The organism is Metasolibacillus sp. FSL H7-0170 (genome assembly GCF_038593115.1).
GTDB classification, from domain to species: Bacteria; Bacillota; Bacilli; order Bacillales_A; family Planococcaceae; genus Metasolibacillus; species Metasolibacillus fluoroglycofenilyticus.
The window spans coordinates 2525978-2537883 of sequence record NZ_CP151964.1; the positions used below are offsets into that span (position 1 = coordinate 2525978).

At 37.4% G+C, this 11906-nt stretch carries 10 protein-coding genes; all 10 read left to right on the plus strand.

Annotation, left to right across the window (positions count from 1 at the left end; genetic code table 11):
- Positions 1-346 precede the first annotated feature (346 nt).
- The 10 genes from MHH70_RS11730 (at position 347) to MHH70_RS11775 (ending at position 11889) form a co-directional block, all read left to right on the plus strand.
- Positions 347-1846, plus strand: a complete 1500-nt coding sequence (locus MHH70_RS11730; protein WP_342471559.1) for an FGGY-family carbohydrate kinase — start codon at positions 347-349, stop codon at positions 1844-1846.
- 262 nt (positions 1847-2108) lie between these two features.
- Entirely contained in the window at positions 2109-3047 is a 939-nt protein-coding gene (locus MHH70_RS11735) for a 1-phosphofructokinase family hexose kinase (RefSeq protein ID WP_342471560.1), read from the plus strand.
- Positions 3048-3049: 2 nt separating this feature from the next.
- Positions 3050-3826 carry a glucose 1-dehydrogenase gene (locus MHH70_RS11740; RefSeq protein ID WP_342471561.1) on the plus strand — a complete coding sequence of 259 codons (777 nt, stop codon included), beginning with the start codon at positions 3050-3052 and terminating at the stop codon, positions 3824-3826.
- 148 nt (positions 3827-3974) lie between these two features.
- On the plus strand, positions 3975-5042 hold the full coding sequence (locus tag MHH70_RS11745) for a substrate-binding domain-containing protein (RefSeq protein ID WP_066168645.1): 1068 nt from the start codon (positions 3975-3977) through the stop codon (positions 5040-5042).
- A gap of 317 nt (positions 5043-5359) precedes the next feature.
- Positions 5360-6880, plus strand: coding sequence for a sugar ABC transporter ATP-binding protein (locus MHH70_RS11750; protein ID WP_342471562.1), 1521 nt, complete (start codon positions 5360-5362; stop codon positions 6878-6880).
- The gene (locus tag MHH70_RS11755) at positions 6881-7843 is read left to right on the plus strand and encodes an ABC transporter permease (RefSeq protein ID WP_342471563.1); all 963 of its coding nucleotides are present in this window, start codon (positions 6881-6883) and stop codon (positions 7841-7843) included.
- 20 nt (positions 7844-7863) lie between these two features.
- Complete coding sequence (locus MHH70_RS11760; protein WP_342471564.1) at positions 7864-8904, plus strand: zinc-binding dehydrogenase; 1041 nt, start codon at positions 7864-7866, stop codon at positions 8902-8904.
- Between the two features lie 13 nt (positions 8905-8917).
- Positions 8918-9943 carry an alcohol dehydrogenase catalytic domain-containing protein gene (locus MHH70_RS11765; protein ID WP_342471565.1) on the plus strand — a complete coding sequence of 342 codons (1026 nt, stop codon included), beginning with the start codon at positions 8918-8920 and terminating at the stop codon, positions 9941-9943.
- A gap of 36 nt (positions 9944-9979) precedes the next feature.
- A complete protein-coding gene (locus tag MHH70_RS11770) occupies positions 9980-10924 on the plus strand; it encodes a phosphoglycerate dehydrogenase (protein ID WP_342471566.1) in 945 nt (314 codons plus the stop codon).
- Between the two features lie 8 nt (positions 10925-10932).
- Entirely contained in the window at positions 10933-11889 is a 957-nt protein-coding gene (locus tag MHH70_RS11775) for a hypothetical protein (protein WP_342471567.1), read from the plus strand.
- Positions 11890-11906: the final 17 nt, after the last annotated feature.

Consider the following 11906-nt stretch of genomic DNA (forward strand, 5'->3'; position numbering starts at 1 on the left):
GCAATGTTTACTGCGGCGAGTAACCGCAGGAGCACATATTTTTTTGTACCGAAAGTGTAGAGACAGGTACAAAAGTCTCCCACCTCTATAGTTGGTGAGATGAATGCAAGCGTTAGACCGATTTCAATGGGTGTCCAAACACTCGTTAAATCATAGGAACCCAGTCTAAGAACATCGCATACTAAGATAACGACTGAGTGACCAACATCATGTTGGCTATAAGCCTCCGGCGGATGTCACAGGACGTGACGATTTAGGTTAACTTCCACCAAAAAGCTTGAAAAATCTAGACACAATTATGCCGAGGCATAATTAATTATCAAGTATAGATTAAGGCGTGATAAAAGTGAAAAAATATTTATTGGGAATCGATATTGGAACTTCCTCATGTAAGGTTACTTTATTTCACTTAAATGGGCGTGTTGTAGCGCAGGAAAGTGAGATATATGCTCTCCATTATCCAAACGATGGCTGGGTAGAACAAGACCCAGATGAATGGTGGGAAAAGGTAACATTATGCATAAAGAAAATTTTGAGTATTGGGACTTTTCAAGCGGATGAGATTGCTGGTATAGGAATAGCTGGTCAAGGGTGGGCAGCTATTCCCGTTGATAAGGAAGGCAACTGCTTGCGTAAAACGCCTATTTGGCTTGATACAAGAGCGAGGAATGTATGGCAGGATATCGAGGAGGAAGTAGAAAAAGAGGAAATCTTTCATATTTCCAAAAATGCATGGTCTCCGTCTTATACGACGCCTAAATTAATGTGGTTTAAGAAGCACGAGCCTGAAATTTTTGAAAATACATATCAATTTTTACAAAGTAATAGTTATATTGCTTTGAAACTAACAGGTGTATTTTCATCAGACCGTTGTCAAAATTACGGTTTACACATTTATGACCCTATTAAATATGAATATAATCCAAAATTAGCTATGAAATTGGGAATTCCCTTGGATAAATTGCCACCAATCTATGCATCGCATGAAATTATTGGTTATGTACATGAGAAAGCTTACGAACAAACAGGCTTAACGATTGGAACGCCTGTTGTAGCAGGTGGATTAGATGCTGCTTGTGGAACTTTGGGGGCAGGTGTACTTCAACCATACGAAACCCAACTTCAAGGTGGACAAGCGGGAGGAATAAGCATTTGTTTAGATGAAGTGAAAGCTCATCCAGATTTAATATTTTCGCCTCATGTTGTTCCTAATAGATGGCTGTTGCAAGGAGGGACTGTTGGAGGTGGCGGAGCCTTACGTTGGTTTAAACAGGAGTTTGGTGCGCAGCAATCATTCCAAGATTTCACAATGAACGTAGATACAATTCCACCGGGGTCTGAAGGTGTTTTATTTCTACCTTATTTATCTGGTGAAAGAAGCCCTTTATGGAATCCACATGCGAAAGGGGTCTTTTACGGCTTAGGCTTTGATAAAACAAAAGACCATATGATTCGGGCCGTACTTGAAGGAGTAGCATTGTCTGTAAAACATAATTTGCTAGTCGCTAAAGATGCGGGGGTAGATTTAGATAAGCTATCTCTATATGCAATGGGTGGTGCAGCAAATAGTGAGCTTTGGATTCAAATTTACTCAGATGTGACAAACTGTAAAATATACGTACCAAGCTCTGATACAGCAACAACTTTGGGAGCGGCTTTATTAGCAGGTGTCGGTGTCGGCGTTTATTCATCGTTTGAAGAAGCTGTAGAAAAAACGGTTCAACTACAAAGAGAACATACTCCGAATAGTGAGAATATTGGGATTTATGGGCAATCAATGGATAAGTATTTACAATTATCTAAATTGCTTACTGACGGGATGTATAACGAGCAAGGAACCATCTGAAAAGCAAGTTTAAGATAGCTCCCTGTACTTAGGACAGTGACAAATCATTGTTACTACAGCAGAAGCACATATTTTTGTGCCGAAAGCGTAGCGACAAATTTTATTTGTACCGATAGCAAATTACGCCTAGAAGTAATTGATTGTAGAAGCTAAGGCTGTCCAAAAAGGCTGATATTTGCGTATGGCTATTAGGAAATGTAGATGATAATCTGCTATTTCCAATAGTCACTACTCTTACTAAAGTTTTGTGGAGGTGTTGGAAGTGATTCTTGCTGTGACATTAAATATCGCGCTTGACCATTATTATTATGTTCCTCAATTTAGGGCAGGAAATGTACATCGTGTAGCTAGACAAGTAGTTACTGCGGGAGGCAAGGGGCTGAATGTAGCTAGAGTGGTCAAACAATTACAGGTAGATGTTAAAGCGACAGGTATTATTGGTGGCTTTAACGGTCAAAGAATATTGAAATTGGCGCAAGAGGATGGATTAGCACATCATTTTATTAATTTGCCTATTGAAACAAGAAAATGTATCAACATAGTTGATGAAACAGGATTATCAACAGAATTATTAGAATCAGGTGATCGATTAGAGGAGGCTTATTTGGCTGACTTTATAAAGGAATTTCCATCTATGTTAAAAGGAATAAAGTTAGTTACCTTTTCTGGAAGTGCCATGGTAGGTATGCCTAAAACCATCTATAAACAACTTATAGCAATATGTAGGGAGCAAAATATACCAGCTATTTTAGATACAAGTGGTGATTTACTTAAGCATGGTATTGAAGCTGAGCCAATTTTAATTAAGCCAAATCAAGAAGAATTAGGGCAATTAATTGGGAAGGATATTGCCTCTATAGAAGATGTGATAGTGGCTAGTAAAAAATTAGTAAACGATAATATTAAATATGTTGTAGTTTCCTTAGGGGAGGCTGGGGCTTTATTGACGATGAAGAATCAAGTCATTAGAGCTATTCCACCTAAATTAGAAATTGTTAATGTTGTTGGCTCAGGAGATTCTATGGTTGCTGCTTTAGCAGCTTCAATAATGGAACAAAAATCACCTGAAGAAATGCTGCGTTATAGTGTTGCTGTTTCCGCTACAAATACATTGTCGGAAAAAACTGGTGATGTTGATTTGGATAAAATGAAGGATATATTGCCGAAAATAGAAATTTACGTGGAGAAACTGGAGGGATAAATATGCAAGTATTAACAGATTTATTTTCATTAGAAGGAAAGACTGTTTTAATCACTGGTGGAGCTAGAGGTATTGGAAAGACAGTTGGAGAGAGCTTAGCTAAAGCCGGCGCAAATGTAGTTATCTTTGATATTAATGGCGAGCAGGCTGAAGATACAGCAAAGGAAATTGCAAATAATACAGGGCGTAAAACATTCTCACAGGAAGTAGATGTTACAGATTATGAAGCAATTCAAAAGGCATTAAATAATTCAATAAAAGAAATGGGGAGCATTGAGCTGCTTTTTAATAATGCAGGGATTGTTATTCAAAAGCCTGTAATCGAGGCAACACCAGAAGAATGGAAGCGTGTTATAGACGTAAACTTAAATGGCGTTTACTATGTTGCTCAATTATTCGGTAAGTATTTAATTGAAAATAACTTAAAAGGCTCCATCGTAAATACAGCATCAATGTCAGGCTTAATTGTTAACTACCCACAATTGCAAGCATCTTATAATACATCAAAGGCGGGAGTTACCCATTTAACAAAATCATTAGCCTATGAGTGGGCAGAGCATGGTATTAGAGTAAATTGTATTAGCCCCGGTTATATGTTTACAGAGCTTACATCGTTTGTTAGAGAAGATTGGAGAGCTCAATGGGCTACATTAACACCGATGAAGCGATTAGGTGACCCTGCAGAATTGGTAGGAGCAGTTATTTATTTATTATCAGATGCAGCGTCCTTTACTACAGGAAGCGAGCTTGTGATAGATGGTGGGTTTACAATTATTTAGAATTTTAGGTTCCAATTCACTGAATAATTAAAAAAATATAGTTGTAAACGCTTCCTTAAATATAGTATAGTATAAATTATTAAGTTGTAATGTCATGACATTAGGATGTAATGATATTATGATTGTTAAATTAAAGGGGGAAAAAACAATGAAAGCAAGAAAGATTATGTTGGTTTTAGCACTAGTTGCAGTAATGCTTGTTACAGCAGCATGTAGTGGAGATTCAAATTCTTCAGGGGATGGCAAAGGTGGCGATACTTTTAAAGTAGGTTTCGCTATTAAAACACAGGATTCACCTTACTTTGCTTCATTAGTAGAAGCAGTTAAAGACTATGCTGGAAAAGAAGGTTGGAAAGTAACTGTACTTGACGCAAATGGCAATACGACAAAAGAAGCTGAAAACATGGAAACATTTATTGCCCAAGGAATGGATTTAATTTTCCTTGATGCGATAGAGCCAGATTCTATTGTACCAAGCATTAATAAAGCAGCTGAGGCTGGTATTCCAGTTATTAACTTAGATAGCGGCGTAGCAGAAGAGGCGAATGATGTAACAACTGTTTATTCTGATAACAAGCAAAATGGTAGATTAGTTGGTTTAGCATATGCGAAGAAAATGGGCGATGAAGAAATCATTTCAATTGTTTTAAGTGGAGCAAAAGGAAATGTAGCGGGTACAGAACGCAGAACAGGTTTATTTGCTGGAATTTTAGAAGGCAAGTTAGGGGTTTCTGAGGACGAGGCTTGGGACTTAGCAAATGATTTGGACAAGCAGCTTGCTTCAACTGGTAAAGCTTCAAATGCAGACGCGAAATTTTCTGTAGTTGGCCAAGGCTGGGGAGCATGGACTCGTGAAGAGGGTTTAAATGCCGCAGAAGATTTAATTACGGCAAATCCTAACCTTACAACAGTATTAGGAGAAAACGACCAAATGTTATTCGGTGCTATGACTGCTCTTGAAAATGCTAATTTATCAAACATTGATATTGTTGCAGCTGCTGACGGTGCTATCGAGGCCTACGATTTAATTAAAGAAGGTAAATACTTTGCTACAGGTGAAAATAGTCCATTTAAAGTAGCTAAATTAGGTGTAGAGATTGCTAAAGAGATTTTAGTAGATGGAAAAGACCCAGAAAGCTATGAAGAGATAACGATGACACAGCCTGCGGCAGTTACACAAGATAATGTAGACGAATATTACGATTTTGGTTTCTAAAATCTATTGAGTCAATAAGGGGTCGTCTAAAAAATTACTTTGAGACGACTCCTTGTGCCGATAGAAAGGCGACCGCCTCCTTGGATGGCGAGACTTGCGCTAATAAAGAGAAGCTCAGTCTAAGAACATCGCATACCAAGATAACAACTAGGGTGACCAACGCAATGTTGGCCAAGGATGGTACAGATTTAAAATAGGACTTCGAGTAAGCTCGAAAATATCTGGACGAGAGTTAGTCGAGGCGTAATTGATTATAGAAGCTAAGGCTGTCCGAAAAGGTACGCTCTTTTTGGATAGCCCCTTCTAAATAGTTGAACGTGTCAGCAGATAAAGAATACAGAAGGAGTGTAGGCAAAATGGATTCTAAATACATCATCGAAATGAATCATATATCAAAACACTTTGGTGGTATTCAGGCATTGAAAGATGTGCAGTTAAAAGTGGAAAAAGGCGAGATACATGCTCTTATCGGAGAAAACGGGGCAGGAAAATCTACTTTGATGAAAATATTAGCAGGTGCCTACGCTAAAGATGAGGGTACGATCATTATTGATGGTCAGGAAGCTAAGGTAGCAACACCGAAAGCAATGATTGATATGGGTGTCTCAGTAATATATCAAGAATTTATGCTAGCTCCAGATTTAACAGTTGCGGAAAATATTTATATTGATAAATTGAGCAACAGCGGTATTTTTATAAACTGGAGAAAACTAAAAAAAGACGCCCAAAAAGAGTTAGACAAAATCGGATTTGGTCATATTGACCCTAATAAAAAAGTTGGAGAGCTTAGCGTAGCTTATCAACAAATAGTAGAAATTTGTAAGTGTCTGGCGAAAAATTCTAAAGTGCTTGTATTCGATGAGCCTACAGCGGTACTTACTTATTCAGAAACACAAAAATTATTAGAATTGATTAAAAAGTTAAAAGAGCAAGGCGTAACGATTGTTTATATTTCTCACCGCCTTGAAGAGCTATTTGCTATTAGCGATAAAATTACTGTCTTAAAAGACGGGAAATATGTAAACACAGTAGAAACAAAATCAATTACAAAAGAGCAGCTTGTGACAATGATGGTTGGACGAGAAATTCAAACATTATTCCCGACAAGACAAGCTAAAATCGGAGAAGAAGTTTTGCGTGTTGAAAATTTATCTACAGAGGAACTTATAAAGGATGTAAGCTTTTCTGTTCAAGCTGGTGAAGTAGTTGGATTTAGCGGTTTAGTTGGCTCAGGTAGAACAGAAACGATGAGCGTTATTTTTGGAGCTGCTTCAAAAAAAGATGGGAAAATTATTTATCTTGGAAATGAAATTAATGTAAAAAGTCCTAAGCAGGCTATTAAATTAGGAATTGGTTTATTACCTGAAGATCGAAAAAAACATGGATTGTTACTAAAACAATCTATTCGTATAAATACTACAATGGTTTCTAATCAATCTAATGGATGGATAATGCATTCGAAAGAAAAACGAGAAGTTGAAGATTTATTGGCTCGCATTAATACGAAGTATGGCTCTACAGAGGACCTTGCAGATAGTTTAAGTGGTGGTAATCAGCAAAAGATTGCCCTTGCAAAATGGTTGGCAATTGATACGAAACTAATTATTTTGGATGAACCTACTCGTGGTGTAGATGTTGGGGCAAAGACGGAAATTTATAGGCTTATTAATGATTTAGCTGAAAAGGGCGTAGCTGTTATCGTTATTTCTTCAGAAATGCCAGAGATTATAGGGCTCTGTGACCGAGCGATTGTAATGCGCGAGGGGCAGATAACAGGAAGCCTAGATAAAGAATTGTTAACGGAAAATAATTTAATTAAATTAGCGATGGGGGTTTAAATGATGACATCTACAGCTAAGAAGTTCAACTGGAAAGATTTTTTAATAAATAATAATACATTTATTATTTTACTGCTGCTCATCATTATTAGTGCAATGCTGTCTGATACATTTTTAACGACAATGAATATCCGTAATATTTTATTACAACAAGCAGGTCCAATTCTTGTTGCAATAGGCTTACTATACGTTATTTTAGCAGGTGGTATTGATTTATCAGTAGGTTCTATTATGGCTTTAGGTGCGACAATTTCTGCACTGTTAATAACTGATATAGGCTTACATTTTTCAGTATCAATTGTAGTTGCGATTATTGTCGGTTTATTATTTGGAGTTTTCTCTGGTGCACTTGTTGCTTATACAGGAATTCAAGGATTTGTTGCAACTTTAGCAACTATGACAATTGCCAGAGGGGTAGCCTTTGTGTTGACAGAAGGTCGACCAGTAAAGGTGCCGGCTGGAACAATTGATGTTTTAAGCAGCAAAGGCTTTTTCTATCCACTTATTTGGATAGCAGTATTATTAGTTGTAATGTTTACGATTGTTCAACGTTATACGGGCTTTGGGCGTAAAATTGTCGCAATAGGAAGCAATGAAACAGCCGTTCAATTAGCTGGTGTGCGAACAAAAGCATATATTATGTCTACATATGCAATTTCCGGTGCACTTGCAGCACTAGCGGGAGTTTTTGTAGCTTCTCGTACATCTACTGGTAGTGCAACTATTGGGATGGGACAAGAGCTTGATGCGATTGCGGCAGTTGTTATCGGTGGAGCGAGTTTAATGGGTGGAAGAGGCTTCGTATTAAATACAGTAGCGGGAGCACTTATCCTAGGGCTTATTGGGAATATTATGAATTTGATGGCTGTACCTTCCTACCCGCAAGATATTATTAAAGGGATTATTATTATTGCGGCTGTACTCCTACAAATAATGACAAGTAAAAAGGAAAGAACAATCTAGGTGAAAGAGGGCTTATACGTATGATGAAGGCATTAGTTGTTAATACCAAAAGCGAATTGCTCCTTAAAGAAATTCCAATCCCAACTATCACGGCAAAGCAGGCACTTGTAAAAACATTAGCATGTGGTATTTGCGGAACGGACGCCACAATTATTAAAGGTGGATTTAAAAGCTTTAAGTCATCAGCCTATCCAATTATGCTAGGGCACGAGGCGATAGGACGTGTAGAAAAGGTAGGCACGGAGGTTGTTTCTTATAAAGAGGGAGACATTGTCATATTGCCTTTTGCTCCAACCGTTCAAACAGAGGACGGTACAACGTTTACTTCGGGCTGGGGAGCCTTTAGTGAATATGGAGTAATTGATGACAGAAAAGCTTATAGTGACAATGAATTCCCAGAGACCGCATACGCTCAGCAAGTGCTTCCTTCTGATTGTTTAATAGAAGAAGCCCCTATATTAATAACTTTGCGGGAAGTATATAGCACGATTAAATATTTCCAAATTAAAGAAGATGCAACGGTATTAGTTTATGGAAGCGGTCCGGTGGCATTAGCATTTATTAAGCTTATGCAATTAAGCGGTATCAAATCAGTTGCAGTAGTTGTTAGGAATAGTGCTAAGGAAGAGCTAATGCGCAAGTTTGGTGTACCAGTCGTTATTAATACTAAAAATGGGACAGTGCAGGAGCAGGTTTCAAAAATTTATCCCAACGGTGTTGAATATGTATTAGACGCTGTAGGGAATGAGCGAATTTTGAATGAAGCTTTGACTCTCTTAAAAGACCGTGGAGAATTACTTTGCTATGGTGTTCCGAAAGGTAATCAATTGCGCTTAGATTATGAGAATGCACCTGATAACTGGAAAATAAATTTTCAACAAATGCCTTATAAAAAAGAAGAAGGCGACTACCATGAAAAAATTCTTCAATGGGTTAAAGAAGGAAAGTTAGTGCTACGTGATTTTTTATCAGATGTCTATTCATTTGAAAATATTATTCAAGCATTTGAAGATTATTTGTCTGGTAAAACAGAGCGCAAAGTAGTCATTGTTTACGAGTAAAGGAGGAAATGGCATGAAAATGAAACAAGCTCTTATGACGAAGCCTGCCACAATTGTATTTCAAGAGGTAGATGTGCCAACGGTAGGGGAAAACCAAGTTAAATTAGCCATTAAAAAGATTGGGGTTTGCGGCTCAGATATCCATGTTTACCATGGTGAACACCCTTACACACAATTTCCTGTAGTACAAGGTCATGAAATAGCTGCTGAAGTTATTGAAATAGGTGCAAATGTATCTTCTGTGCAAGTTGGTACAAAAGTAACCGTACAGCCTCAAGTTGTTTGTGGTAAGTGCTTCCCATGTCAAAATGGCATGTACCATGTTTGTGAGGAGTTAAAAGTAATGGGCTTCCAAACAACAGGTCTTGCCTCTGAGTATTTTGTTGTTGATGCAGATAAACTGACAGTGCTCCCTACTAATCTATCATTTGATGAAGGAGCTATGGTTGAGCCATTAGCCGTTGCTGTACATGCTGTGGAGAGAGTTCCGCATATTGAGAATAAAAACGTATTGGTAATCGGTGGGGGACCAATTGGTAACCTAGTTGCTCAAACTGCTAAAGCATTTGGGGCAAATAAAGTAGTTGTCTCTGAGCTAAGTGAGGCAAGATTAGAATTCGCTAAAAAAGTCGGGTTAGAGGTTATTGATAGTAAAAGTGAGGACTTACAAGAGGGCATTATTAGGCATTTCGGTATGCAAAAGGCTGATGTTATTTTTGAATGTGTCGGTTCTTCCTTTACTGTAGCTAATTCAATTAATATCGCTAGAAAAGGGAGCACGGTAGTTATAGTAGGAGTTGTTTCAAATCTAACGGAAGTAAACATGGGCTATGTTCAAGACCATGAATTGCAAATTTTAGGTACTGCAATGTATCAATCTCAGGATTTTGATAAGGCTGTAGACTTATTAACAAACAAAGAAGTAGAAGTGGAATTATTAATCACAAATCATGTGAAGTTCGAAGATTATTTAGAGGCATATCACATTATTGAGGAAAATAAAGACAAAGTAATGAAAGTCATTATTGATATGAATTAATTTGATTTATAGCTTCATGTAAAAGGAGAGAAGCAAATGCCGAAAATATTAATTACGCCAAAATCATTTCAAAAATATAAGGAAAGACCAATAGAAATGCTCACGGCTATGGGCTATGACGTAATCGAAAATAATACAGGAAAAACATTTACAGAAGAGCAATTATTGAGTTTTGAAAATCAAGACATTGCAGGAATTATTGTCGGTGTAGACCCTTTAACAGAAAATGTATTAAAAAATCTCCCGAATTTGAAAGCCATCTCGAAATATGGTGTGGGGATGGATAATATCGATTTAGATGCGGCTGCATCGCTAGGAATTAAGGTTGATAATGCAAGAGATACGAATAATATTTCAGTCTGTGAGTTGGCGATAGCATTGATGTTTGAATGTGCAAGAAAGCTGTCTTCTACAATTAAAGGTGTAAAAGATTTCGGATGGAATCGTTCTATCGGAATAGAATTAACAGGAAAACATTTAGTTATTGTAGGTGGAGGGAAAATTGGTAAAGAAGTTGCAAAACGAGCGAAAGGTTTAGCAATGGAAGTAACTATTTATGACCCATATATGCAAGATGAACAATTCCTTCAAGAATATCAAATTGGTTATGCGACTGATTTTGCTGAAATTATTCAACAAGCGGATATTGTATCTTTACACTTACCAGCTACACCTGAAACAAAACATCTTATGAATGCAACGATTTTTGAAAAAATGAAACCTTCCGCAATATTAATTAATACAGCTCGCGGTGAATTAGTAGATGAGCAAGCATTGCTAAACGCGCTAGTACAAGGAGAAATCGCAGTTGCGGCTCAAGATGTTTATTCTGTAGAACCACCAGAAGTTGGAGATGCTCTTGTCCAACTTAATAACTTCATATTAACACCTCACATTGGTGCTTACACAGAGGAAGCAGTAGAGCGAATGGCCATTGTTTCAACGCAAAATATATTAAACCTGTTAAATGAGCAGGAGTGAATTGTAAAGTGAAAACTACTGTAACTACTATAACTGGCGAAAAAGAAATAGATGAACTTGGCATTATTCACCCCCATGAACATCTTTTTTTAAAAAAAGGCGTTCCAATGCAGCTAGATGCGTCACTTGTTCTTGATAATTATGAAAAAACAAAGAATGAAGTGATATTGGCAATGGCATATGGTGTGCAAACAATTGTAGATGCACAGCCAATTGGTGCGGGAAGAAATGCAGCATTGTTAAAAAAGGTATCTGAGGAGATTGGAATTAATATCGTCGCTTGTACAGGTTTCCATAAGCTTGTATTTTATAAAAATGACCATTGGATTCATAGAGCCTCATTAGAAGAATTGGCGGAACTATTTGTCAATGAAATAACGAGTCATCTTTATCAGGATGGTGAGGATGGTTGGCCATCCATAGTTATTGATGGAAAAGCAGGGTTAATCAAAACAGCAGCTGATATGCAAGGTGTAGCAGGGCGATATTTTACATTATTTAAAGCAGCAGCAGCAGCCTCGAAAATCACAAATACAGCAATTATGTCTCACACAGAACTGGGCTACCATGCTTTAGAGCAAATAGCTTTTTATGAAAATCAAGGTATACCACCCGAGAAATTAATTATTTGTCATTTAGACCGCAAGACAGAAAACTTGGAATATATGCTGCACGTAGCTGAAAGTGGTGTCTATATCGAGCTAGATACAATCGGTCGCTATAAATATCACTCAGATGAAGATGAGGTAGATATGATTTTGAGGCTTTTAGATAAAGGGCATGAAAATCGTATTTTACTTAGTCTTGATACAACAAATAAAAGGATGCGTCACTACGATGGTGGCAGTTTAGGCTTAGATTATTTACAAGTAACTTTTTTACCAATGCTTAAAAAAGCAGGTGTGAGTGATAGCATTATACGAAAAATTACTATAGACAATGCAGCTCGCGCATTAGTGAAGTAAGAGGAAAGGATGACTAA

Excerpts from the sequence above, each read along its gene's own strand:
- MHH70_RS11745 (WP_066168645.1), top strand. The coding sequence starts at position 3,975 with ATGAAAGCAAGAAAGATTATGTTGGTTTTAGCACTAGTTGCAGTAATG.
- MHH70_RS11770 (WP_342471566.1), top strand. The coding sequence starts at position 9,980 with ATGCCGAAAATATTAATTACGCCAAAATCATTTCAAAAATATAAGGAA.
- MHH70_RS11760 (WP_342471564.1), top strand. The coding sequence starts at position 7,864 with ATGATGAAGGCATTAGTTGTTAATACCAAAAGCGAATTGCTCCTTAAA.
- MHH70_RS11755 (WP_342471563.1), top strand. The coding sequence starts at position 6,881 with ATGATGACATCTACAGCTAAGAAGTTCAACTGGAAAGATTTTTTAATA.
- MHH70_RS11765 (WP_342471565.1), top strand. The coding sequence starts at position 8,918 with ATGAAAATGAAACAAGCTCTTATGACGAAGCCTGCCACAATTGTATTT.
- MHH70_RS11740 (WP_342471561.1), top strand. The coding sequence starts at position 3,050 with ATGCAAGTATTAACAGATTTATTTTCATTAGAAGGAAAGACTGTTTTA.